The organism is Paenibacillus nanchangensis (assembly GCF_046543445.1).
Taxonomy (GTDB): domain Bacteria; phylum Bacillota; class Bacilli; order Paenibacillales; family Paenibacillaceae; genus Paenibacillus_AQ; species Paenibacillus_AQ nanchangensis.
This window is the reverse complement of the sequence record NZ_JBHOFD010000025.1, coordinates 57,105-81,541: the sequence shown is the minus strand read 5'-3', so window position 1 is coordinate 81,541 and position 24,437 is coordinate 57,105. Positions and strand designations below refer to the sequence as shown.

The 24,437-nt window shown below is 56.3% G+C and carries 18 protein-coding genes; 8 read left to right on the top strand and 10 right to left on the bottom strand.

Annotation, left to right across the window (positions count from 1 at the left end; genetic code table 11):
* Positions 1 to 11: 11 nt before the first annotated feature.
* From ACE6ED_RS19680 to ACE6ED_RS19665, 4 genes are all read right to left on the bottom strand, one after another.
* The gene (locus ACE6ED_RS19680) at positions 12 to 1,121 is read right to left on the bottom strand and encodes a LacI family DNA-binding transcriptional regulator (RefSeq protein WP_410829016.1); all 1,110 of its coding nucleotides are present in this window, start codon (positions 1,119 to 1,121) and stop codon (positions 12 to 14) included.
* Between the two features lie 223 nt (positions 1,122 to 1,344).
* Positions 1,345 to 2,316 (bottom strand): DUF6612 family protein, encoded by a 972-nt coding sequence (locus tag ACE6ED_RS19675; protein ID WP_410828968.1) that lies wholly within the window; start codon positions 2,314 to 2,316, stop codon positions 1,345 to 1,347.
* A gap of 109 nt (positions 2,317 to 2,425) precedes the next feature.
* Positions 2,426 to 3,007: a DUF1273 domain-containing protein gene (locus ACE6ED_RS19670; RefSeq protein WP_410828967.1), complete on the bottom strand. Its 582-nt coding sequence runs from the start codon at positions 3,005 to 3,007 to the stop codon at positions 2,426 to 2,428.
* Positions 3,008 to 3,211: 204 nt separating this feature from the next.
* On the bottom strand, positions 3,212 to 5,242 hold the full coding sequence (locus ACE6ED_RS19665; protein WP_410828965.1) for a beta-galactosidase: 2,031 nt from the start codon (positions 5,240 to 5,242) through the stop codon (positions 3,212 to 3,214).
* A 116-nt stretch (positions 5,243 to 5,358) separates the two neighbouring features.
* On the opposite strand from ACE6ED_RS19665, the gene ACE6ED_RS19660 reads away from it, so the two are divergent.
* Entirely contained in the window at positions 5,359 to 6,192 is an 834-nt protein-coding gene (locus ACE6ED_RS19660; protein ID WP_410828963.1) for an AraC family transcriptional regulator, read from the top strand.
* A gap of 192 nt (positions 6,193 to 6,384) precedes the next feature.
* On the opposite strand, the gene ACE6ED_RS19655 is transcribed toward ACE6ED_RS19660, so the two are convergent.
* From ACE6ED_RS19655 to ACE6ED_RS19640, 4 genes are all read right to left on the bottom strand, one after another.
* Positions 6,385 to 8,376 carry a beta-galactosidase gene (locus ACE6ED_RS19655; RefSeq protein ID WP_410828961.1) on the bottom strand — a complete coding sequence of 664 codons (1,992 nt, stop codon included), beginning with the start codon at positions 8,374 to 8,376 and terminating at the stop codon, positions 6,385 to 6,387.
* Positions 8,377 to 8,565: 189 nt separating this feature from the next.
* Positions 8,566 to 9,879 carry an ABC transporter substrate-binding protein gene (locus tag ACE6ED_RS19650; protein WP_410828959.1) on the bottom strand — a complete coding sequence of 438 codons (1,314 nt, stop codon included), beginning with the start codon at positions 9,877 to 9,879 and terminating at the stop codon, positions 8,566 to 8,568.
* Positions 9,880 to 9,954: 75 nt separating this feature from the next.
* Entirely contained in the window at positions 9,955 to 10,788 is an 834-nt protein-coding gene (locus ACE6ED_RS19645) for a carbohydrate ABC transporter permease (protein WP_410828958.1), read from the bottom strand.
* A complete protein-coding gene (locus ACE6ED_RS19640; RefSeq protein ID WP_410828956.1) occupies positions 10,788 to 11,669 on the bottom strand; it encodes a carbohydrate ABC transporter permease in 882 nt (293 codons plus the stop codon). Before ACE6ED_RS19640 ends, ACE6ED_RS19645 begins: the two co-directional genes overlap by 1 nt.
* A 134-nt stretch (positions 11,670 to 11,803) precedes the next feature.
* On the opposite strand from ACE6ED_RS19640, the gene ACE6ED_RS19635 reads away from it, so the two are divergent.
* The 4 genes from ACE6ED_RS19635 (at position 11,804) to ACE6ED_RS19620 (ending at position 16,430) form a co-directional block, all read left to right on the top strand.
* Positions 11,804 to 13,624 carry a cache domain-containing sensor histidine kinase gene (locus tag ACE6ED_RS19635; protein ID WP_410828955.1) on the top strand — a complete coding sequence of 607 codons (1,821 nt, stop codon included), beginning with the start codon at positions 11,804 to 11,806 and terminating at the stop codon, positions 13,622 to 13,624.
* Entirely contained in the window at positions 13,621 to 15,432 is a 1,812-nt protein-coding gene (locus tag ACE6ED_RS19630) for a helix-turn-helix domain-containing protein (RefSeq protein ID WP_410828953.1), read from the top strand. The genes ACE6ED_RS19635 and ACE6ED_RS19630 overlap by 4 nt, the downstream gene beginning before the upstream one ends.
* Before the next feature lie 17 nt (positions 15,433 to 15,449).
* Positions 15,450 to 15,818 carry a winged helix-turn-helix transcriptional regulator gene (locus ACE6ED_RS19625; RefSeq protein WP_410828952.1) on the top strand — a complete coding sequence of 123 codons (369 nt, stop codon included), beginning with the start codon at positions 15,450 to 15,452 and terminating at the stop codon, positions 15,816 to 15,818.
* A gap of 111 nt (positions 15,819 to 15,929) precedes the next feature.
* Complete coding sequence (locus ACE6ED_RS19620) at positions 15,930 to 16,430, top strand: YbhB/YbcL family Raf kinase inhibitor-like protein (protein WP_410828951.1); 501 nt, start codon at positions 15,930 to 15,932, stop codon at positions 16,428 to 16,430.
* 164 nt (positions 16,431 to 16,594) lie between these two features.
* Here ACE6ED_RS19620 and ACE6ED_RS19615 read toward each other — a convergent pair whose 3' ends face one another.
* The gene (locus ACE6ED_RS19615; RefSeq protein ID WP_410828949.1) at positions 16,595 to 17,830 is read right to left on the bottom strand and encodes an SGNH/GDSL hydrolase family protein; all 1,236 of its coding nucleotides are present in this window, start codon (positions 17,828 to 17,830) and stop codon (positions 16,595 to 16,597) included.
* 191 nt (positions 17,831 to 18,021) lie between these two features.
* Positions 18,022 to 20,343: an alpha-xylosidase gene (yicI, locus tag ACE6ED_RS19610; protein ID WP_410828948.1), complete on the bottom strand. Its 2,322-nt coding sequence runs from the start codon at positions 20,341 to 20,343 to the stop codon at positions 18,022 to 18,024.
* Positions 20,344 to 20,484: 141 nt separating this feature from the next.
* Between yicI and ACE6ED_RS19605 the strand changes: the two genes are divergently transcribed.
* From ACE6ED_RS19605 to ACE6ED_RS19595, 3 genes are all read left to right on the top strand, one after another.
* Positions 20,485 to 21,417, top strand: coding sequence for an AraC family transcriptional regulator (locus ACE6ED_RS19605; RefSeq protein ID WP_410828947.1), 933 nt, complete (start codon positions 20,485 to 20,487; stop codon positions 21,415 to 21,417).
* A gap of 171 nt (positions 21,418 to 21,588) precedes the next feature.
* Positions 21,589 to 23,184, top strand: a complete 1,596-nt coding sequence (locus ACE6ED_RS19600; protein ID WP_410828946.1) for a spore germination protein — start codon at positions 21,589 to 21,591, stop codon at positions 23,182 to 23,184.
* 35 nt (positions 23,185 to 23,219) lie between these two features.
* A complete protein-coding gene (locus ACE6ED_RS19595) occupies positions 23,220 to 24,425 on the top strand; it encodes a Ger(x)C family spore germination protein (protein WP_410828944.1) in 1,206 nt (401 codons plus the stop codon).
* Positions 24,426 to 24,437: the final 12 nt, after the last annotated feature.

Here is a 24,437-nt window from a genome sequence, read left to right as displayed (position 1 = left end):
GCCTTGCCGCCCTAACAGCTTTCACCCGGCAGATAATCCGCATACAGCCAATATTTTTGCGCGGATTCTGCGCCAGCTCCGGCTGGGTCAGCTCCTTCCTCCCTAGTCCTAAACCCGCCCGGCGCATCAATTTCCCTGACGTTTTTATGACCTTCGAGCATCTCCAGCAGGCAGGTTACCGCCTGCTCGCCCATCCGGACATACGGAATTTCCATCGCACTTAGCCGGGGAACGAGATGGCTTGCCGCCCTGAGCGTATTGTCCGCTGCGGCAACCCGAATCGCTCTGCCGACTTCAAGGCCGAGCGTATGCGCCGCCCGGTATACCGCAATCGCGCCCGCTGACCAGTTGCAGAGCAGGACCGGGATGCCGATAGACCGCTGCGCCAGGTCCTGAACCAGCGTCAGCACCGCGTCCGGCCTCCGTTCTTCAACCGGAAAGATCACCGGATCGGCTCCCCTCGCGGCACACCAGTCCCGGTATGCCTCCTCACGGCCCCGTTCGGCCCAGTTCTCCCGGCTGCCGCCATGATACAGCTGAATATAAACCGGCAGCTCGCCTCCCCGTTCCGGCGGATGAAGAATATCCAGCAGATCGGTGACACTGCGCCGGTAATCGGCCAATACCGAAACCACACCCGCCGTTTCGGCATACCCTTCCACCGACACATACGGCACCCGGGACTGCCGGACTTCCTCCAGCCACGCCTCATCGGCATAACTTACTTTATCCAGCGACACAATCCCGTCGATTTTTCTGGCCAGGAACAGCTTAATCAGCTCGGATCTTCCTTCCTCCTGTCCGCCCTGGCCGCTGATCAGCAGGTGGTAGCCCCGCTCGCCGCAGGTCCGCTGCATCCCTTCCAGCACCTGGAGAAACAGCGGGTTGCGGATATCGCCAAAAGCGGCGATGCTGCGGCTTTGCCCGGTCTTCATCGCCCTCGCCTGCGCGTCCACATGGTAGTTCAGCTCCCGGATCGCCGCCAGCACCGCCTCCCGCTTCTCACTGCTGACACCGATCCCCTGCGTGTCGTTCAGCACCGCCGACACCACGCTGCGGGATACGCCGGCTAGTTTGGCCACATCGAAACTGGTGACTCTTTTTCTGCTCAATGACTCCACCTCACCGCTAATATAACACGTGTTATTCAGCCTGTAAACGGTTAATCTGGCAGATTCCGCAATGGCCCTCAAAATAAACAACCGCCCTCCCCATAGGGTGGACGGTTGTGGACCGCGGGAACCTCCCGCACCCCGGCGCGCTGTTGTGTATGTTGTCACAAACGCGATCCGGCGCTTATTTTAGACGAGCTTGCGGCTGCTGGCAGCCGCGCAAACGTCCTTCTTATTGTGCGGCAGGTGCCGTTGTTGTTCCGGTTCCGGCTGCTGGCATTTGCGCTTCCTGAGCCTTCAGCGCTTCGTCAGGCACTTTGATTTCCGCAACTTCGTTGTGCTTGGAAATGGTGCTCTCAATGTTCATATCCAGGTTGATGGACTGTCCTTCCGCGCTCATGTCCATAACCATTACTACATTGGTCAATGTAGGCAGGTAAGTTTCTTTGTTCACGCCGTATACGATCTTCATGCTCTTGATGTTCATTTGATCCATCATTGCAGCCATTTGCTCGTTGCTGCTGCTGCTTTGGTTCATGTAGCTTTTCGCCAGCTCTTTCACCTGGTCGCCCGACACGTCAGCGGTCAGCACATAGCTATCGCCTTCTTCGGTCACTTTGGAGCTGTCTGTAATCGTCTTGAACTGTTCAAGCTGTGCGGACGGGTTCACCGATTGCTCCAGCGTCTTCGTCAATTGAGCTGTCATGGAAGACGGAAGCTTCATCCATTGTCCATTGGTTTTGGAGTACACGCCGTCTTTGGTCATGTATTGTTCCATCTCAATGTCGGCTCCGCCTTGACCCGTAGGATCGGTCATCGTCACCGTCTGATGCATCATCATCGGTTCTTTGGTGAAGTCGGACTTCGTCTTCATGTTAGTCTTCATCTCTTGCGACTGCTCGCCTTGGGTCACTTTGATGTTCTGAGCGGTCGTCATATCCATCTGGAAGCTCTTCAGGTCTTGGCCTGCTTCCGTTGCTTTGGTGATCAGTTCTTCAACTGTAGGTACACCGGAGGTTTGCGCCGCAGGTGCCGCGGAAGCTTCCGCTGCCGGACTTGCCGCAGGTGCCGCCGATCCCGCTGGTGCTGTAGCTGCTGGTGCGCTGCTTGCCGCAGGAGCGTTGTTTCCGCCTTCGTTATTTCCACATGCTGTGATGCTTGCTGTCAGAACTGCCCCCAGAATTGCTGCCGTCCATTTCTTCAATTTAATTTCCTCCTAGATCTCTTTATAAAATTTAGTCACACGTTTTCTATTAACCATATGCAGAGGCCATGTAACATTTTCCTTGGGATATTCCCCCTGCGGTTCCACTCTATGTATCCCACTGTGCATCATCCGCCAGGCTCTGCACCTCTTCGCTGCGCATAATATACACCGCGTAATCCCGCGTCTCCCGCAGCTTCTCCGCCCGTTCTTTGGTATATTTCGGGCTTCCTCCGGCAGCTTCGTCGTCATAGAACAGCAGAATGCCTTCGGTCTTGCGGAACAGAAGATCGTCTCTTGCCCGAAACTGCCAGCTTCCTTCATAAGGACGGTTGCTGACCGCGCCGTAATAATCCGCACTGGCGGTGACGCGCCGATACTCCTCCTGTTTTTCCTCCTTCCATTTCTCTTCCGGACCGGCGTGCGCCGTAATGATCCCCAGTTTCAGGTGCGGATATTGTTGTTTTAACTCAAGCACCACTTCGCCGGCCCAAAGATCGACACCGTACTGGCCGGGTGTAATCACCCATTCCAGTCCTTCCTCCACCAACGGAATCAACCGGTTCGCGAGCGCTTTTTTTATCCATGGAATACCAGGATGCTTGCTGTCGTAAATCCCCAGTTCATGCGCCCGGTATCCCGTAACCAGCAAATGCCTGACGGGTCCCCCTTGCGGTTCGTTAGATGGCAAGTGTGTCGTTCTCCTTGTTGTTCAATTTGGGCAAAAGCATAAATGCAATTATAACAGCGTTCCTTCCACCCGGGCATCCGCCATTAGTTGGAAATTAAAAAAACGGCGGCCTCCGAGGGAGGATTCCGCCGTTTCATATATATGAAATTTTAACATTTCACCTTCGCAATTACGAAAAATCGTGCAAATCTCCGCGTCTGATTTTTAAGCTTCCGCCTTCAGGATACGAACGCCCCGTCCCGGAACGGTCACCGATCCGCTAACCTTGTCCCCGCTCAACAGGTCCAGCCGCTCGCCGGTTCCAATATCGGCCGACAGTTCGCCTGCCGTATGATTCAGCAGGAACAGGAACGACGCTCCTTCTTTTACCCGCTGTACCGATTCCAGGCCTTCCGGCGCAGACACAAGCGGACGAATCCCTTTGTCTTCGCACAGCTTGCCGAGGAAACCGCGCAGGAACGCTGCGTCCGGACTCGAAGCAATGTAATAGGCCCGGCCTTCGCCAAAGTTATTGACCGTCACGGCCGGCATGTCTTTATAGAAATCCGAGCCGAAACGCGCCAGCGTCTCCGCGCCTTCGGTATGAATCAGATCGCACAGGATTCCGCATTCATAGGAGCCGTTCAAGCCTCCCCATGCCTGTTCCATCACGATTTGGTTGCCCATCCCCGGCAGCAGCGCATCGATTTCCTCCGCCCAGATGCCCAGAACGCTGCGCAGTTCGCCAGGATAGCCGCCCAGCGTAACCAGATCGTTTTCGTTAACGATGCCGCTGAAAAAGGTTGTTACAAACGTTCCGCCGCGGCGTACGAATGCTTCTACTTTTTCCGCAAAACCCGGCTTCACCATGTACATCACCGGCGCAATCACAATTTCATAACGGTCAAACTGCTCTTCGACGCCGATCATGTCGGCTTCGATATTCTGCTGATACAGCGCATCATAATATTTGTGGATTTCATCCACATAATTCAGCGCTACCGTAGGGCCGCTCGACAGCTCGATCGCCCAGCGGTTTTCCCAGTCGTAGACAATCCCGATTTTTGCCGCGCTGCGGGCGTCAAGCAGCTGGCCGCCAAGCAGCTGGAGCTCTTTACCCAGCTCCGCGCTTTCGCGGAACACACGTGTATTCTCATGTCCCACATGCTCGATCACCGCGCCGTGGTATTTCTCGCAGGCGCCGACCGAACGGCGCAGCTGGAAGAACATCACCGTATCCGCACCGCGCGCAACAGCCTGGTAGCTCCAGAGCCGCATTACACCAGGGCGCTTAAGCGAGTTGTACGGCTGCCAGTTCTGCTGGCTTGGCGTCTGCTCCATCAGCATAAACGGCTGCCCGTTTTTGAGGCCCCGCATGAGATCATGCGTCATCGCCGTAAAGCTTACAGGCGTATCAAGGGACGGGTAGTTGTCCCAGGAGACGACATCCATATATTTGGCCCACTCAAAATAATCCAGCTCCGGGTAAAAGCCCATCAAATTTGTTGTGATCGGCACGTCTTTGCTGTGCTCGCGGATCGCGTCGTATTCAAGCCGGTAGCATTCCAGCAGGCTGTGCGACATAAAACGTCTGTAGTCGAGCGAAATCCCCTGGAAGTTCGTCCGGTTGCCGTTCCACTCCTCGCTCAGCTCGTTTGGCACCACGATTTCGTCCCAGTCATAAAACGTGTGGCCCCAAAAACGGGTATTCCAGGCCTTGTTAAGCGCCTCCATTGTTCCATAACGTTCTTTCAGCCAGACGCGGAAAGCCGCTTCGGATTGCTCCGAGTAGTCGTATCCGCCGTATTCATTGGAAATATGCCAGGCGACAAGCGCCGGATGATCCTTGTAACGCTCCGCCAGCTTCCCGGCCAGAAGCGCCGCATATTTGCGGTAAACCTGGCTGTTTGGATTGGAGTTGTGCCGTCCGCCGAATTTACGCTTACGGCCTTGGACATCGACGCGGGTGACCTCCGGGTAACGGTGCGCCATCCAGGCAGGGTGAGCGCCTGTCGCCGTGGCCAGGCAGACATAAACCCCATTTTTATGCAATCTGTCCATTGTCTCATCCAGGAAAGTGAAATCGTAAACGTCTTCGGAAGGCTGAATCATCGCCCAGGAGAACACGTTGATTGTCGCAACGTCAATTCCCGCCAGCTTGAACATCCGGTCATCTTCGGCCCAGACAGGCGCGTCCCACTGCTCGGGGTTGTAGTCGCCGCCGTACCAGATTTTTGGGAGTCTATCGTTGATCAAGGTATACACTTCCTTTATAGTATAAGTATATTTTTATTGTAAGCGTACGTAGTTCCGCTTTAAATATAATATTTTGGACCCTACATATAATAAAATTGAATACGGAGTGAGCTGTATTGAACACACTGGAATACCGCAGAATCCAATTTGCCCACGAAGGCGGGCAGGGTCTTCCGCTTGCCGTCGACAGCATCGGATATAACCCCGAGCAGGAGCGGGTGGTGCGCCGGGAGGGCTACCCGACCTATCACTGGATTCAGACACTTGAAGGCTCCGGCGCGCTTTCGTTTGAAGAACGGACCTATTCGCTGACGCCCGGCAGCGGCGTCCTGCTGCTGCCGGGCGTGCCGCATGAATACGAAGCGGAGAACGGGCGCTGGAGCAGTTATTACATCACTTTCGCCGGCGCTTCCGCCGAAGCGATTTTGAAATCGCTGGGCGTACACCTCTCCGCTTTTTATCAGTGGGAGCGGGAATCTCCGCTTGAAGGGCTGCTGGAAAGTATGCTGCGCAGCCGCGAAACGGCCCCCGATATGTTCGGACTCGATTCCTCCACCGAGGTGTACCGCTTTCTGCTCACCCTTTCCAAATACGGGCGCCTGCAGAACAATACGGCGGTTTCCCGGAATCTGCTGAAGCTGCGTCCGCTGCTGGAGTGGATGGAGGCAAATTACGGCGACCCTTCCATCGGGCTGGAGGACCTTGCTTCACAGCTGGGCGTGTCGGGCAGATACCTGAACGCGCTGTTTCTGCAGACCTTCAACCTGTCGCCGTACGCTTATTTTGTCCGGCTGCGCATCCGCAAGGCAAAAGAGCTGCTGGTCCGTTACCCCGATCAGACGGTCAAAGCCATTTCCGCGCTTGCCGGTTTCCGGGACGCCAGCCATTTTGTCGCCACCTTCCGCAGGCAGTCGGGTACAACGCCGGAACAGTTTCGCCGGCTGCATTAAGCGATTAGACGAAGACCCCAGCCCAATACCATCCCGAGGGCTTTCATCGGAGACCCATCGGTCCGTTTCATCGAAAGTGTTCCATCCGCGACGCCTCATCCGAAATGCTTCACCGGATGCCCCGTCGGAGCGTTCCATCCAGAGTGCTCCACCCAGAGGGATTCCGCCCGGAGCATCCCATCCGAAGCTCTCCTATAACTCCAGAATCTCCACGCCGTACGGCTCAAGCTGAAGCTTCCCGCTTTTGCGCGAGCCGTCCAGCAGGCTGGTTCCTCCCTCAGGAAGCGGCACCTCCGCCGCGGACCGGTTCAGATTGAGCACGAACAGAAACTGTCCCGAAGGGGCGGAACGGACCGTGACCTGAACACCTTCCGGCAGCCCGGCTATCCGGTTTACACCGGCTTCACCGGCAATTTCACCAATTAAATTCGCCCAATACCTTTCTTCCGCATGCGTTCCAATATAGTAGACCTTTCCTCTGCCGTAGTCGTTTACTGTCACGGCTGGGGTCCCCGCATAATAATCTTCAGCGTACCAGGCAGCCGGCCGGGCCGTAACGGGACGCAGCAGGTCGCACCACTGCCCGCAGCGGTACAGCTCCCCTTCCCTATTCCGGATCCGGATCGTTTCTTCGCCAAGCGGGTCGTATTCCTCCACCGTAACGCCGGCGCATTCGGCGAGCAGACCCGGCAGCGGCAGCATCACGCATTGATTATTCCCGTGTTTGACGCCTGTACGGTGGGTCAGCACCAGCCGTCCGCCGCCCGCCGCATAAGCCGTCAGCGACTTGGCAACGGACTCGTCCAGCAGATAGAGGGAAGGTGCAATGACCAGCTTATAATCCTCCAGCGGCGCCCGCAGGTCTACCACATCGCAGCCGATCCCCTGCTTAGTAAGCGCGCGGTGATAAAGCTTGATGTGTTCGTAGTAGTCCATTCCTGCCGCCTGGGGCTGGATGCGCAGCGCCGCCAGCTGCTCGGCTGAATACAGGATTGCCGCTTCGTTCCGTAAGACGGTCCCCTCCAGCTTGCCCGCCAATGCGTTCACTTCGCCGCAGAACCGGGCGAATTCAGCTAAACGCCGGCCTGGGACGTTGCTGTGGTCAATCAGCCCGTGCCAGAACTGCTCGGCGCCGGCGGTGGCGCTTCGCCAGCGGAAATGCACCACCGTATCGGCGCCCCGTGCGATCGCCTGCCAGGCATAAGCGCGTATGAAGCCGGGATGCGGCGTTCTCCACATCGGCATCCAGCAGCCGGCAGCTCCGCTGAGCTGCTCCATGATCCAGAAATTTCTTCGCTTGATGCCCCGGGTCAAATCCAGCGACAAAGCGCCGCTGTAAGGCGCGGTCGCCTGCTTGCGGGGAGACGTGTTCGGATAATAATCGAATGACGCCACATCAAGCGGTTCCCCAAGCAGATGCAGATCCAGCCGCTGCGGATAGGAGTGGAAGTTATGCGTCATAACATGCTCCGGACACAACCGGCGAAGAATGGCAATCTGCCGCTTTTGAAACGCGGCCGCCGAATCCCACTGGAACCGCTCGTAATCGAGCAGCAGCGAAGGATTTTGATGCGGCGAACCGCCCAGCGGCGTGTTCACCTCTTCCCATTCGCTGTATTCTCCGCTCCAGACGACTGTTCCCCACTCCCGGTTCAGCGCCTCCACCGTGCCGTATTTGCCGCGTAACCAGCTGCGGAAAGCCTCCGTACATGCGGCGCAGTGGCAGTCCGTCATCCCGAATTCGTTGTCTGTCTGCCACCCGATTACCGCCGGGTGATCCGCGTAGCGCTCCGCCATCCGTTCAACAATCCGGCCGCCGTAGCGTGCCAGCGACGGACTGTTATAGCAGCGGTGGCCCCGCACGCCCGGATGAAACACTTCGCCGCCGGCAAATACCGGCAGCACATCAGGGCAAGCGCGGGTCAACCACCGCGGCGGTGTGGCAGTCGGCGTGCCAAGCACGGCTTTCAGCCCGTGCCGGTGGAACAGATCCAGCGCCCGGTCCAGCCAGCCGAAATCAAACTGACCTTCCCGGGGCTCCATCCGGCTCCAGGCAAATTCGGCCACCCTGACGATCCGTACCCCGCTTTTCTTCATTAATAATACATCCGGTTCCCACAGCGATTCTTCCCAATGCTCGGGGTAATAATCAACGCCGGCCCGCAGACGGCTGACCTCTTCCATCCGCATTCCCTCCCTGCTTGAATTGGCTCTAAAACGGCAAAAGGCGTCCCGCCCCCGCAAGCTAGCTAGCGGATAACGGGAACGCCCCTGGTGTACAATATGCTGGTTTTAACTCAAATATGGATCTTGGGTTCAAGTTAGATACAAGTGAAGCTGTACCCTCCCTCAGGCTGAACCGCCGCGGGTTCGTTAGTTCTTCAGCTTATCCCAAGCGTCCTGCATGCCCTTCATCCAGCCGTTTACGTCCGTTTGTCCGGCGATGAACTGCTGAATCACGCTTGCGAATTCCTGGGTTACGCCGTCCGGGAACTTGGAAGACTGCAGGCCGTAAACTTTGCCGTCCTGCACATATTTGAATACGTCTGCGCCCAGAGCGCCGATATCCTCTGGCGTTGCTTTGATTGTCGACAGCGCCGGGATGAACTTCCATTTTTTCACGATATACTCTTTGCCGATGTCGGAAGTAACAAGCCAGTTAAGGAATGTTTTAGCTTCTTCCTTGGAGGCGGAGTTTTTGTTTACAACCAGGTTGGCAGGAATGCCGACCATCATTTTGTCGTTGCGTTCCGCATTGTCGTCAAGCGGCATCGGGAACATGCCGATGTTCATGTTTGGCGTAATGTTGTCAACCAGCGTCTGCGCCCAGTTGCCTTCCTGCATCATCGCTGTTTCGCCTTTGGCGAACATAGCCAGGTGCGTGTTGGCGTCAGTCGTCAGCGGGTTCTTTTGTCCGTATTTCACGGTCAGCTGGAGCAGGTCGGCCCACTTCTGGAAGCGTTCGTTGCCTACGATAGAGGCCGTGCCTTCATTCAATCCTTTGATAAATCCATCAACATCATCCTGTTGAGCAAAAGCTACGCTGATGCCTTGGTTGCCCAGCAGCCACCATTCCTGATAAGCGTTGCCGAACGGTGTTACGCCGATTCCCTGCAGTTTTTTCGCCGCTTCTTCCAATTGGCCGATGGTTTTTGGCGTTTCGGTGATGCCGGCTTTTTCAAACAGGTCTTTGTTGTAGACATATCCGATACCTTCAAGGTTCATCGGCATGCCGTACACTTTACCGTCTTTGGTCATCGGTTCTGCAGCCAAAGGAATCAGATCTTTCACCCAAGGCTGGTCGGACAGGTCTTCCAGGTTCTCCATCCAGGTGTCCATTTCCGCATAACCGCCGTTGGAGAAAATATCGGGAGCATCGCCGGAAGCAAACTTTGTTTTCAGCGCCGCGCCATAGTCGGCACCGCCGCCTACCGTTTGAATGTCCAGTTTAATGTTCGGATGCTCTTTCTCGAATTCCGTTTTCAGTTCATTAAGTCCTTCGACAATCTCTGTCTTGAACTGGAAAATTTTAACCGTTTTCACCTCGCCGCCGCTGCCAGCGCTTCCATTTTGACCGTCGGTGGATGCGCCGTTATTGCCTGCAGCATTGTTTCCGCCGCAAGCGGCAAGCAGCATGCTCATGGTCAGCAGAACCGACAGGATGACTCCTGTGCGCTTTTTCTTCATGATAGAATCCCCTCTCTACTTTTTGAAGCTGTAATGTTAAAACGGTTATTTATATGGAACGGGGGGGCCCGGCAATTAGCCTTTGACCGAGCCCGCCGCTACTCCCTCAACAATGTAACGCTGCATCAGCAGGTAAAACGCGATAATCGGAGCGATGCCCAGCACCAGGGCCGGCAGCGCCAAATCCCACTGCTTCGTGTACTGGCCGAAGAACGAAAACGTTGCCAGCGGAATCGTCCGCAGCTCGGGCGACTGCAGAATCAGGGACGGAAGCAGATAGTCGTTCCAGACCCCCAGGGCGTTCAGCACGATCGTTGTCATCAGCATCGGCTTCAGGAGCGGAAGCACAATCCGGAAAAACACGGTGAACGGGTTGCAGCCGTCCACGGTAGCCGCTTCTTCAATCTCCAGCGGAACCGATTTGATAAATCCGTGGAACAGGAAGATGGCCATCGGAACGTTTAGTCCCAGATACGTGATAATCAGACCGCCAATACTATTGTTGACGCCGATAAGGTTAACGATTTTCAGGATCGGAATCATGATCGTCTGGAACGGCACAACCATCGCCGCAACCAGCAGCAGGAAGAAAATCCGGTTAAAACGCGAGTTGGCGCGGACCATCCGGTAAGCCGCCATGGCGCTGATCAGCGAGATCAGCACAACGCTGAGAACCGTAATAATCAGCGAGTTGCGGAAGGCTTCCGTGAAGCGGGCTAGGTTCCAGGTATTGGCGTAGTTGGACCATATGAACTCTTTCGGCCAGCTGGCCGCATCGCTTAAGATTTCGCCAAATGATTTGACCGAGTTGCTCAGCAAAAAGTAAAACGGTGATAGAAACAGCAGCGCTAAGAGGATCATCAGCACTTCTGTGCCGATATTCCATCTGGCTTTTGCTTTGGCATTCATCAGGCTTCAACCTCCTTGCTTTTCGTCAGGCGGACTTGAACCAGCGTAATGATCGCCACAATGACGAAGAACAGCAGCGCTTTGGCGGTTCCCAGGCCGTAACGGTTATTCAGGAAGGCTTCGTTGTAAATGTTCATTGCAACGGATTCTGTCGATTTGAATGGTCCGCCTTTAGTAAGGGACAAGTTCAGATCGAACATTTTGAAGGACCAGGATATCGCCAGGAACAAGCAGACGGTAACCGCGGGCATAATCAGCGGAACGATGATACTGCGAAGGACTTGTCCTCTTTTTGCTCCGTCAATCTCCGCCGCTTCGAGCACCTCTTGCGACACGTTGCTCAGTGAAGCGATATAAATGACCATCAGATAACCGGAAGACTGCCAAATGAACACCAGCACGATCGCCCAGAAGCCGGTAGTCGCATCGCCGAGCCACGGCAGCTGGAAGAACGACCAGCCTGTAATTTCACCCATGGTGGCGAAACCTTTAATGAAGATAAACTGCCAGATAAAACCGAGCAGCAGACCGCCGATTACGTTCGGCATAAAAAAGATCGTCCGCAGCATATTGCGGGTCTTCAGCGGTTTAGTCAGGAAATACGCCAGGAAAAACCCTACTACGTTGGTCAGCACGACCCCCAGCACCGTAAACCGGACGGTAAACCAGAACGACGACCAGAAATCGGGGTCGTTCGTAAAGATCCGGCTGAAGTTATCGAATCCCACCCAGGCGACGTTTCCGGATACCCCATTCCAGTCGGTAAACGAATAATACATCCCCATCAGGAAGGGTATCACCATGATCAGGACAAAAAACAGCGCCGCAGGTCCGACGAAGAACATCTGCTGGCCTAGCCGGGACAATTTACTGCCTCTCATTTTATCGTCCCCCCCTTTCTTTTGCTCACTCACTTGTTTATGATCTATAATTATTATCTATTTTCTTCATGTTCCCATACACCTACGCTAGTGATCGAATGGGTGTAAAATATTGATCGGATGTGACACCCCAAGTGAAATGGAACAGCATACGGACCAAGCTGATCGTCTTTTTACTGCTGCCTACCATTCTCGTTGTCGGCGCAACGATGTTCATCAGCTATTCCTATACAACCGAGTCGCTGCGCTCCAGAGCCGTCGATGAGAACCGGAACCTGCTTTTTCAAGGCGCGCAGAATCTCGGCAGTCTGCTTAAGGAGATCAACCGGCTGTCGCTGACCGTCTATTCCGACTCGGAGTTTTACCGGCTGATCGAAGCCGGTGATGAAGACATGACGGCCAATGTCCGCATTTATGCTTCCTTGAGTTACATCGCGACCGCGATGCCCGATATCGCCCAGGTCTATCTGTACGGCGTCAAGGACAGCAAGTCCACACTGATCACCTACAACACCCCCAAACGCTGGCAGGGAACGCCGCCATTCGAGGCCTCCCGGATCGAAGAAGGCGAGCCGCTGGTTGTACAAAGCACGCATCTCAGCCACTCCTATGGGCTTACGGCCCCGAACCCGCAGTCCGCGATCGAGCCGGTATTTACGGTCCACCGCCGGATCGAGAAGGTCCCTTCCCCCCGGCCGATCGGCTACTTGTCGATCGACGTCCGCTTGTCCGCTCTGGCCAACATTGTGGATCAGCTTGTGGAACAGGAGCAGGAGCGTATTTATCTGCTGGATGACACTGGACAGCTCGTTTATACCAACCGGCCCGACGCCTATGGCGGCCGGCTGACCGCGGATTGGTACAAGGACCGGGTTCAGGCGAGCGAACCGGACAACGGCGATTTTGAACAGGACAAGGCCGTGTTTGTGTATCAGAAGGTGCCGGCCCCCGGCGCTTCCTGGACATTGGTCAAACAAATTCCCGTCCCTTACCTGCTGCGTGAAGCCAACGAAGCCGTCACCATCAATTTGCTGCTGCTCGCATTGCTGCTTGTTTTAATTGTGACCATTATCATTCTGATTTCACTGCGGATCACCGCGCCGATTAAACGGCTGACGCGGTATATGAATCAGGTGCAGACCGGCAAGCTGGACATCGATATTGTTCCGGGCGGCAAGGATGAAATCGGTATCGTAACCGAACGCTTCCGCAGCATGATGGATACAATCAATAACCTGATCCTGCGGGAGTACAAGCTGGAACTGGCGAACCGCACCAACGAGCTGCGGGCGCTGCAGTCGCAGATCAATCCGCATTTTTTGAATAACACGCTGCAGATTATCGGAACGCTTGCTTTGGAGCTGAAGGTGCCGCAGATTTACGCCCTGCTGTCGGCGCTGGCCAAAATGATGCACTACAGCATGCACAACGATGAGAAGGTAGTGACCGTGCAGGACGAGCTGGACCATGTCAAAGCCTATGCCGAGCTGCAAAAAGAACGCTACGAAGGACGGTTCGCCTACTTCGCCGAGGTGGACCCCGCGCTGCTGGACAAGGCCATGCCAAAAATGATTTTGCAGCCGATTGTCGAAAATTACTTCAAGCACGGCTTCGAGCGCAGCGAGACCGGCGGCCGGATTGAGCTGACAGGACGCCCGCTGGACGAAGGCCGGATGGAAATTGTCATCCGCAACAACGGCTCAAGCATCCCCGAGCGGCGGCTGGCGCTGCTGAACGCCGAACTGGAACGCCCCGGCGAGCTGGACCTCGGCGCCATGCGGGAAGACCACGGCCTTAGAGACGCTCCCGGCTCAGGCATCGGCCTGGCGAATGTCCTGGCCCGGATGAAGCTGGTCAGCGGCGCAAGCGCTTCGCTTACGGTAGACAATCTGCCGGAAGGCGGCGTCGCGGTACGGCTGGAATTCGAGATCAAAACGGAGGGTGAGCTGGCATGAAAGCCTTAATAGTAGATGACGAATCCAGGGTAAGAAAAGCGGTGCGGCTGCTGGTCGACTGGTCCGCCCACGGTATTGAGGAAATTTTGGAGGCCGAAAGCGGCAGCGAAGCCATCGAAATCATCCGCCAGGCGAAGCCTGCTCTCGTGATTATGGATATGATGATGGATTACGGCAGCGGCGTGGAGCTGATGTCCTGGGTAAGCGAATTCGCGGATACGGTCAAATTTATCGTCGTCAGCGGGCATAACGATTTTGATTTTGTCCGCCACACGGTCCGGCATGGGGGGATTGACTATCTGCTCAAGCCGATCGAGGCGGACGCGATCAACAACGCGGTCGCCAAAGCGGTTGCGGCCTGGCAGACCGAAGAGGAAGAACGCCGCAGCAGACAGCGCCAGAACATCCGGCTGAATGAATTTAAGCCGGTTTACGGCGAGAAGCTGCTCTCGGCGCTGATCGACGACAGCGGAACCGCCGAGGGAGCGCTCCGCCGGCTGCGCGACGAAGGCGTCCTGCCTGCGGAGGTCCGCCGCGTACGGCTGCTGCTGCTCCAGACGGATACGGGTGACGGCGCGCTGCTGAAGCGTTTTGGCGGGGACAACGAGCTGATGCATTACGCCATCGTCAACATCTGCAACGAGTTTATGCTGGAGGGGCGCAAGGGCATCGCTTTCCGTTATTGGGGAGCACCTTCGGAGGTTGCAATTCTGCTGTGGGAGAACATGGACCGTGTAGGCGAATTGGTGAATTCGCTTAACCAAGGGCTTTTCCGCACGCTGCAGCTGCGGCTGCATTTTGGCGCCAGCATTGAAGGCGGGCTGCCGGGCAGCCTGCCGGAGCAGTATGCGCAGGCTTCCGCCGCGCTGATGCGGCGCAATCTGCTGGCCCCGGACGAATACTGCCACCTCGCTTCTCCGGGCGGGACGGCGGCTGGCGGGAGTGCCAGTTGGGCGGGCGGCGGGCCAGCGGCTGGCGGAAGCAGCGGCTGGACGCAGGGCGGAAGCGGTGGCCGGGCATCCGGTGACGCTGCCGGCGGCTCGGGCCGCAGCGCTTCGGCCGGCGGGGCTTCGGCCGGTGGGGCCTGGGGAGTCGCTTCGGGCGGATCTTCTTCCGGCTCCGGCGCGGAACCCCCGCTCATTTTCCCGCAGGTGCAGGAAGCCTGGCGCCTTGCCGCCGAAAGCCGCCGCGGCGAGCTGATCGCAGAGGCTGCGCGCCACTGGATCGAGGAATGGACCCGCCGCGGCCGGGTTACGCCGGAGATGCTCGCCGGCTGGAAGTCCTCCGCGCTGCTGTTCCGTTCCCAGCTGCTGCGCGAGACGCTTGGCGAGGAAGTCGGCGACGCCCTGACCGTGCTGGAGCGCGCCGATGCGCTGCACCCGGCGCCACCGGTCCATGCCCCGTTCTCCCAGTTCGCCTGGAGCGACTGGGCGGAAGGGCTGCTGTCCCGGCTCTCCCGGGAGCTGGCGGAGCGGCAGCATGCGGAAGGCAATCCGATGGCCGAAATCGTTAAGTACATTCAGCAGCATTATCAATCGGAGATCTCATTGCAGGAGGTAGCCGGCCGATTTTTTGTCAGCCGCGAGTACATCAGCCGCAAATTCAAGCAGGAGTTCGGCATCAATTTTTCGGATTACATCGCCAATTACCGGATCGACAAATCCAAGCAGCTTATGCTGAACCCCCATCTGAAGCTGTCGCAGGTTGCGGAGATGGTCGGATTCCATGACGTGAAGTATTTCAGCAAGGTGTTCAAAAAGAAAGAAGGCCTCACCCCGAAAGAATACCGGGACAAGCTGGAGGCTTGACGGGGAGCGTTAGACGAATGAAATTGCGAAGCCGTTTTACCTGCCCCCTGGAGCTGGTACACGACATGATCAAAGGCAAATGGAAGCCGATTATTTTATGGCGTCTCCGGCTCGGGGGATCATCGCTGTCCAAACTGGAAAAGGACATAGAGGGCATCACCCAAAAAATGCTGCTGGAGCAGTTGAAGGAACTGATGGAATACGGATTTGTCGGAAAAACCGCCTCGGCCGGTTACCCGCTGCAGGTTGAGTATTATTTGACGGAGCCCATGGGCAAGGACATCCTTAAAGCGCTCGGTATCATGCAGCAGATCGGCATCGGCTATTTGCGGCAGATGGGCATTGAACCCGTTGTCCTTGAAGAGAGCAGTCCTACGCCGGAATAGCGGCCTACCCACAAAAAAGTAAGTAATTCACAAACAGCTCCTGCCATTCTATACTTTTCTTATCGGGAACTGCGCAGTCCCCGGGATTTGCTATCTTGGGGAGGAACCAGCATGATTGTGACAAGTACAGGAATTATAGACGGATATATTCAGGACCGGTTTGGCAAAAGAGGCACTGACTTCAATGAAGCCGGGGTGCCAAGCCGCTCTCTGCCCCTCAGCATTTCCGGTTATCCGGAAGGAACGGTTGGCTTTGCGTTGGTGCTTGAGGATATCGACGCCTACCCAGTTGTGGGATTCTCCTGGGTACACTGGACCGCAGCTAATTTGCCGCGGCCGGAACTGCTCGAAAATGAAAGCATGGCGGCAACGGACTGGGTTCAGGGGGCGAACAGCTGGATCAGTCCGCTTGGCGGAAGCCTGGACCGGATGCGCTGCTCCCAATACGGAGGAATGACGCCGCCGGATCGTCCGCATGAATACGAGCTGCGCGTGTATGCCTTAAGCGCCACGCTTGATCTGACGAATGGTTTTTACTTGAACGAGCTCTACCGTGCAATGGATGGTAAAGTTCTCGGCACAGCTCTGTTACGCGGCATCTATCGCCATTAGAAAACGGCATCTGGCCCTTTCAAAGGCTGCTTCCGCTTGGCCGGACTATACGCCAATAATAGACAATCACCCGCCGCTTAACCTGTTCAGGCTGAGCCGGCGGGTGATTTGCTTACATTCGTTATCCGTGTAATTTCATTATCTATGGCTGCGGTTCAACCGCCTTACTTCCGGTACCACGCAAGAAACGCCTCGGCGACCGCTTTGCCCGCCTCGCCGTTCGGGTGCGGATCTTCCGTGTTGCTCATGTATTCCGGCCGGATGCGGTGATCATCAGGCTCCGGCACGGACAGCACCTCGGCGATATCGAAGACACGGTCCACGCCTTCCGGCGGATTCGTCCGCAGCTTCCCGTTCACCTCGCGCCAGTACCCTTCCCGTTCGGCGGCAAAATTAAACGGCGGCACCGTGCCCAGCATGATGGAACAAGCCGGATTCACGCGCCTCACTTCGCGGATGACTTTCTCCAGATCGTTCAGCAGCTCTGCCGCCGTACGTTGGCCGATATCGAGATCGTTTACGCCAAGCACGATCAGCAGCTCGTCCCCCTGACGGGCTTTGCGCAGCCAGCTTCCGCTCTCGGACAGCACGTCGTACGTTCTTGCCCAACCCGAGCCGATATTCCAGACGCCGCAAGCCTCGCCGAGACCCGCTGCAATCCGGGCCGCCCAATATTCATACCCGTCGCGGGCGGTGCGAACGCCTTGGGTAATCGAATCGCCAAGCATCACCAGACTGCGCGCTCCCGGCTTGCGCCAGCCGATAAAAGACGGCAGCACCAGCTGGTTGTCCGTGCGCTTGAAGCCTTCGGCTCCGCTCTCCGCCGCCCGGCTGCCCGCCGCTTCATAACCCGAAGCCAGATTCCCTTCAACGTTAAACGGAATGGACTTGCCCTCCGCAGGTGTGGAGAGCGTCCAGGTAAACGCCAGAAGATGGCCTTCGGGCAGATCAATTACCGCCTCGTCGCTCCAAAAGCACTCTCCGGGTGCTACCTCCCTGGAAACCGCGCCATCAAAGGTTACAGCGACTTCCGTGCCGGGAACAACGCTGCCATAGGCACTGCCAATGCCGGTCCGCGGTTCCTCCGTTCCCGCAGCGGCACTCCCGTCCGGCGCGGGTCCTCCATCAGCAATATACGCCGCTTCAATTCTCCAGCTTCCGCCCGGCTCGCCGCCCAGCGCTTCCCGGCCTTGATCCCAGGTCGAATCGACGGCATTGCTGTGCCAAAACCGCAGCGGCAGCGTTCCCGTGCCGTTCAGGCGAATATACGAACGGAACGTCTGCGTAAAAGCTCCGTCCCGGTTCATGATGTGATTGGCCGCGGTGGACAGCGGCGTCGCCGACACATAACCCGAATGCAGGGGCTCCTCCGCCCCGTTAAACTGCTCTGAATGCTTCACGTCCTTGCTCCTTCCTGCTCCCTAAGAGATGTTTGGGCCAAAGACCCAAAACAGCCTTTCCGCGCCGGCATAAAGCATCGGCTCGGAAAGGCTGCGGCGGACTGCTTTAGCGGAAAAAGGAACAGGAGCGGGTTAAAGATGCTCCTTCGCCCTAACCCTAGCCCCCGCTCTCATCCGCTTTCGATGTCCATTTATTTCAACGTGATCGTGAAGCTTACCTGCTTGGAGCCGGCAGCTACGTTAATTGTCTTCTCATCGGCCAGCTCCGCGCCGTCTACCGATGCGGCCGCTCCGAGATCATTCAGCGTCAGGCTGAACGCCTTGCCGCTGCCTTCGGCGGATACGGTAATTGTCGAGCCTTGACGGGCAGCTTGAACCTTCAGCTCAGGCGTGCCTTTCACGTCGCGTACTGTAGCCGAAGCGGTTGCTCCGTCTTCCAGCGAGTAGAGGCCCAAGCTTACGCCGTCCGCAAAATCATAATCCGGACGTGTATCGTTTGCTCCAAGCGCCAGCAGCGTGTTCTGGCGGACGAACAGCGGCAGGCTCATGAAGCCGTGGGTTTCTTTGCGCCACGATCCGCCCTGCACCGTCTCGCCTGTCAGCAGATGTGTCCAGCGTCCGGCAGGCAGGTAGTATTTCACTTCGCCGGATTCGTGGAAGACCGGTGCAACGAGGACCGAATCGCCCAGCATGTACTGGCGGTCCAGCAGCTCGCAGGCCGGGTCTTCCGGGAATTCCAGCACCATGGCGCGCATGGACGGCCAGCCGTGCTCCGCCGCTTGTCCGGCTACGTCGAACAGGTACGGCATCAGGCGGCATTTGAGCTTCGTGAAGAAACGTGTAACATCAACCGCTTCGTCATCGTACGCCCACGGCACCCGGTAAGAGGTGCTGCCGTGCAGGCGGCTGTGGCTGGACAGCAGGCCGAAGGCCAGCCAGCGTTTGAACACATGCGCAGGTGCCGTGTTCTCAAAGCCGCCGATGTCATGGCTCCAGAAACCGAAGCCGGACAGGCCCAGCGACAGGCCGCCGCGCAGGCTTTCCGCCATGGATTCGTAGTCGGCGTAGCAGTCGCCGCCCCAGTGAACCGGGAACTGCTGGCCGCCGGCTGTTGCGGAGCGGGCGAAAACTGCCGCTTCATTTTTGCCGAGTTTTTCTTCCAGAACGTTAAAGACAACCTTGTTGTAAAGATGTGTGTAGTAGTTGTGCATTTTGTAAGGATCGGAGCCGTCGAAGTACACGACGTCCGTCGGAATGCGCTCGCCGAAGTCGGTTTTGAAGCTGTCCACGCCCATGTCCACCAGCTCGCGCAGGTACCCTGCGAACCATTCGCATGCGTCCGGATTCGTGAAGTCCACGAGTGCCATGCCCGGCTGCCACAGGTTCCACTGCCATACGTCGCCGTTTGGCTTTTTCACAAGGTAGCCGTTGCGTTTGCCTTCTTCAAACAAACGGGAACGCTGGCCGATATAAGGGTTGATCCAGACGCAGATTTTCAGGCCTTTTTCTTTCAGACGTTTCAGCATGCCTTCCGGGTCAGGGAATACGCGCTCGTCCCATTTGAAGTCGGTCCATTGGAATTCACGCATCCAGAAGCAGTCAAAATGGAATACGTGGAGCGGCAGATCGCGCTCCGCCATGCCTTCTACAAACGAGTTGACCGTCTCTTCGTCATAGTTAGTCGTGAACGAAGTCGTCAGCCACAGGCCGAATGTCCAGGCCGGCGGCAGCGCCGGTTTGCCGGTCAGCTCGGTGTAACGGGAGAGCACTTCCTTGACTGTCGGGCCGTCGATGACGAAATATTCGAGGCTTTCGCCCGCAACGCTGAACTGAGCTTTTTTTACTTTCTCCGAAGCGATCTCATAAGAAACGAGTTCCGGATGGTTGACGAATACGCCATAACCTTTGCTGGTTACGTAAAAAGGAATGTTCTTATACGCCTGCTCGGAGCTGGTGCCGCCGTCTTTGTTCCAGATGTCGACCACTTGGCCGTTCTTCACAAACGCGGTGAACCGCTCGCCCAGACCGTATACCCACTCGCCCACGCCAAGATCCAGCTCTTCGCGCATATAAGTAGCGCCATCGGTGTCCGTTACGTGCGCCATCGATTTGTAGCCGCTGCCGGTGATCCGTTCGGAGCCGCGGTAGAAATCAACCGCCCACTGGCTGCCTTTGCGGATGACAACGCTGAGGTTGCCGCTCTTCAGCACCGTTTCGTTGTCGTTTTCTTCCACCTGCACATGGTCGCCAGTGCCTTTGGCCAGTTCAAATACCGGTCCGCGTTCCTGCACGCCGTCAAAATGAATCAGCTTCACACCGATCACACCCGGGAGCGGGGAATGGAATTTGACCGTAAGGAGGGTCGTGTTAATCATGTTGCCGCGTCCTGCAATCGGAGTCGTGGAGACATACGAAGTCAGGCCTTCCTGCGTGCGTTCCGTATCATAATGCTGTACCGCCGTGTCCAGAGTGAATCCGTCGCGGATCAGCCAGTTGCCGTCAGTGAATTTCATTGGGAAAGTGCCACCTCTCGCATTGGTTTAAAATAACATGCTTGTTTTCGCTTACAATTGCATTATACTGATAATATTGTTCAAAAACTAATAAAATATAGCTGATTTATACTACAATTTTGATGTTTGGAGGAATAAAAAATGGATGACACCTCCCGCCGTCTGCTCAAGGAGAACCGTTTTCACGGCGACGATATGTTTCCGCTGGCCGTATACGACATGGAAGTGCCCGGAGGCGCGCATGTGCTGGATATGCACTGGCATGAAGAAGTCGAGTTTTTCCTGCTGCATGAAGGCGAAATTCTGTTCCAGCTCGATACCGATTCCTTTACGCTGCGGGCGGGCGAAGCGGTATTTATTGAGTCCGGCGACATTCACGCCGCTTATCCGCTGAACGGAGAGCCATGCGTATACACTGCGCTCGTCTTTGACCCCGATCTGCTCGCTTCCGCCCGTTACGACGCCATCCAGCAGACGGCGGTTTTGCCGCTTGTGGAGAAACGCCAGACTTTCCCCCGGCTGCTTACTCCCGGAGTGGCCTGGCAGGCCGAACTGATCGGGTATCTCCGCCGGATGATGGAAGCTTATACACAGCGGAGTCCCGGCTATCCCGTACTGATCAAAGGCCTGCTGCTTGTGATGTTGGCCCAGCTGTTCGCCGAAGACCATGCCGTCAACCGCAGCCGGATCGAAGGAGCCGATACCACAAAAATCAACCGGCTGAAAAAGGTGATTTTGTACATTCAGGATCATTACCGGGATCCCATCCGGATTCAGGAGCTGGCAGGCCTGATTCCAATGAGCGAAGGCCAGTTCTGCCGGTTCTTCAAAAGCATGACGCGCAAGACCCCGGTCGACTACATCAACACGTACCGCATCCGTCAGGCGGCCGATCTGCTGCAGCGGACGGAACGCAAAATCTCCGACATCGCGCTGGAGGTCGGGTTCGATAACGTCAGTTATTTTATAAAAGTGTTCCGCCGCAACATGCAGTGTTCCCCGTCCGGCTTCCGCCGGAATGCGGCGGCTGCACCCGCGGGGACCGAACCGCTGGACAATCCTGTGCTGGGGTAGGCGCAGCCAGAGCACGTCCGCATAAGAACCGCACTTGATTTCCCCCAATCTCCGCGTTTGATTTCCCCTGGCGCCGCCTTTGACGGCGGCACCGGGACCCGCACACCTAGTTTAAGCATCCGCCGCTGCGGAAATAATGGGATTAGCACTCTTGAGAGGAAGAAGATCCCTATGCCGCAGCACAGACAGGACAACCAGAACGGGAACCCGGACAGCCCCAAACAAAACCCAAGTCCTCCTCCGCCTGCTCCGCCGGAGGGTCCCCTGATTACCGACCTTCAGACCAGCTTGAAGGAGATTAAGCAGGCGCTCGGAAACAGCACCGATATCGGCATCCGGGAAATCACACTTGGAGAATCGCGGCCGGACGTGGCAATTCTCTACACCGACGGCTTGGTAGACCAGACCATTATCTTTGAGTCAATCATGAAAACCGTGGCGGATATCGCCAAAACTTCCGTGGATCAAGCTCCGGGACCCGGCGTCACCGCTGGCGAAAACCGGATTTTGTCGGAAATCTCGTTATACTTGCAAGACATCAAGCGGGTCAAGGATTATAAGACCCTGTTTCACTCCTTGTTGTCCGGCGACACTATTATTCTGGCGGACGGCTCCGCCGAGGGGATTATTACGGGTACACGGGGGTGGAAAGACCGCGGTGTCACGGAAACGTCCGCGGAAAATGTCGTCCGCGGCCCAAGGGAGGCTTTTACTGAGTCCCTCCGCACCAATACGTCGATGATCCGCCGGAAAATCAAAGACCCTAACCTGTGGCTGGAAACAAAGCAGATCGGGCGGGTAACCCAAACCGATGTCGCCATAATGTATATCAACGGAATTGCGAATCCGAAGATCGTCGAGGAAGTGCGCGTACGGTTGGACCGGATTGATGTGGACAGTATTTTGGAAAGCGGCTATATCGAGGAATTTATCCAGGACACCACCTTTTCGCCTTTTCCGACCATTTACAATACCGAACGTCCCGATGTCATCGCGGCGGAACTGCTTGAAGGAAAAGTCGCCATCCTGGTGGACGGAACACCGTTTGCCCTGGTCGCCCCGGCTCTCCTGGTGTCTTTCCTGCACGCTTCCGAAGATTATTACCAGCGGGCGGACATCAGCAGCTTTTTGCGGATGCTTCGTTACTTGTGCATTTTCATTTCACTGCTGGGCCCGTCGCTGTACATCGCCATAACGACGTTTCATCAGGAAATGCTTCCGACCCAGCTCCTGTTCGGCTTGGCCGCGCAGCGCGAGCAGATTCCATTTCCGGCATTCGTTGAAGCCCTGCTGATGGAAGTAACCTTTGAAATTTTACGGGAAGCCGGCATCCGGCTGCCGAAAAACATCGGCTCCGCCATTTCGATTGTCGGTACGCTGGTCATCGGGCAGGCGGCCGTCGAGGCGGGAATTATCTCCGCCGCCATGGTTATTGTCGTGGCAATTACGGCTATATCCAGTTTTGTGCTCCCTTCCTTCAATATGTCGATCGCTTTCCGGATGCTGCGTTTCCCGCTGATGGCACTGGCCGGCTCCTTTGGCTTGTATGGCATTTTTGTGGGAGTGATGGCCCTGATTCTTCATTTATGCAGTCTCCGTTCTTTCGGGGTTCCCTATATGACGCCTTTCGCACCATTGATTCCCGAAGGGCAAAAAGATTCGATCCTGCGTTTCCCGCATTGGCTGCTGACTACCCGTCCCAGACTGCTTAACAAGACGAACAGGACACGCAGGCGGGCTTATCCGCCCAAGAAATCCCGCTCTTGAATGAAAGATCATCCGGGAAAGGCAGCTGGTTCGGTATGAACAAAAAAGGGGTTTTGCTTTTGCTGTGCTTGTTCGGTCTGACGATTCTCAGCGGCTGCTGGAACCGGAGGGAATTAAATGAGCTGGCTATCGCCGTAGCCGCCGGGGTCGACCGCGTGGATGACCGTTACCGGTTGTCCGTTCAAGTAGTCGTTCCCGGGCAGGTGGCTTCCAAAAAAGCGGGCGGCGATCAAGCGCCAGCCACGTTATATACCGCCGAAGGGGATACGATTTTTGAAGCAGCCCGGCGAATGACCCAGGTGAGTCCGCGAAAAATTTATTTTTCCCACCTGCGGATGTTTGTGGTCGGCGAACGGATGGCCAGACAGGGAATCTCCGACACGCTGGACTTTTTGCTGAGGGACCATGAATTCCGCACCGATTTCTATCTTGTGGCGACCAAAGGCGTTACCGCCCAAGAAACTTTAAAAATCATGACTGCGCTGGAACCCATTCCGGCCAATAAACTGTTCAACTCGATGCAAACCTCGGAGCGGGTGTGGGCGCCAAGCGTAACCGTCACCTTGGATGAACTGGTTGACGATTTGAGCAGCGAAGGTAAACATCCCGTCTTAACCGGGCTGGAAATCGCCGGGGACCCGGAGGCGGGATCAACCCCCGAAAATGTCCAAAGCATCGATACCCGTACCAATCTTAAGTTTCACGGGCTGGGCATTTTTAAATCCGACAAGCTGATCGGCTGGCTGAATGAGTTGGAGAGCCGGGGATATCATTACATTAGAGGCGGCGTTCAAAGCTCCGTCGGTTCTGTCTCCTGCGACGGCCAAGGTAAAGTGGCACTGGAAACCATCCGGACCGATACGAAAGTCAAAGGAAAGGTAGCCGGCTCCCGCCCGGAGATTGAGATTAAGGTGTACGTTGAAGGAAATGTGGGAGATGTGGAGTGTAAGGGACTGGATTTGACGCGGACGAAGTCCATTAATGAGCTGGAAACCAAGATGGAAAAAAGGGCAGAGCAGATGATGACATCCGTCGTTACAAAGGTGCAGAAACAGTATAAGGTGGATATCTTCGGATTTGGCGAAGCCATCCGACGGGCAGACCCTGGTTATTGGAAGCAGATCAAGCAGGATTGGGACGAGCAGTATTTCCCCCGCTTGCCCGTCCGGGTCAAGGTCGATTACCATATCCGCCGAACGGGAACAACCAACAATTCTTTTATAAACAACATGGAGGAATGAGGGGTTAGGGAC

What these genes read in the sequence shown, in the direction of transcription:
- ACE6ED_RS19655 (WP_410828961.1), bottom strand. Translation starts at nt 8,376, where the DNA reads ATGGAAGAGGTCAGCCGTCTGCGGGCCGGCGTTGATTATTACCCCGAG.
- ACE6ED_RS19650 (WP_410828959.1), bottom strand. Translation starts at nt 9,879, where the DNA reads ATGAAGAAAAAGCGCACAGGAGTCATCCTGTCGGTTCTGCTGACCATG.
- ACE6ED_RS19645 (WP_410828958.1), bottom strand. Translation starts at nt 10,788, where the DNA reads ATGAATGCCAAAGCAAAAGCCAGATGGAATATCGGCACAGAAGTGCTG.
- ACE6ED_RS19640 (WP_410828956.1), bottom strand. Translation starts at nt 11,669, where the DNA reads ATGAGAGGCAGTAAATTGTCCCGGCTAGGCCAGCAGATGTTCTTCGTC.
- ACE6ED_RS19630 (WP_410828953.1), top strand. Translation starts at nt 13,621, where the DNA reads ATGAAAGCCTTAATAGTAGATGACGAATCCAGGGTAAGAAAAGCGGTG.
- ACE6ED_RS19625 (WP_410828952.1), top strand. Translation starts at nt 15,450, where the DNA reads ATGAAATTGCGAAGCCGTTTTACCTGCCCCCTGGAGCTGGTACACGAC.
- ACE6ED_RS19620 (WP_410828951.1), top strand. Translation starts at nt 15,930, where the DNA reads ATGATTGTGACAAGTACAGGAATTATAGACGGATATATTCAGGACCGG.
- yicI (WP_410828948.1), bottom strand. Translation starts at nt 20,343, where the DNA reads ATGAAATTCACTGACGGCAACTGGCTGATCCGCGACGGATTCACTCTG.
- ACE6ED_RS19605 (WP_410828947.1), top strand. Translation starts at nt 20,485, where the DNA reads ATGGATGACACCTCCCGCCGTCTGCTCAAGGAGAACCGTTTTCACGGC.
- ACE6ED_RS19600 (WP_410828946.1), top strand. Translation starts at nt 21,589, where the DNA reads ATGCCGCAGCACAGACAGGACAACCAGAACGGGAACCCGGACAGCCCC.
- ACE6ED_RS19595 (WP_410828944.1), top strand. Translation starts at nt 23,220, where the DNA reads ATGAACAAAAAAGGGGTTTTGCTTTTGCTGTGCTTGTTCGGTCTGACG.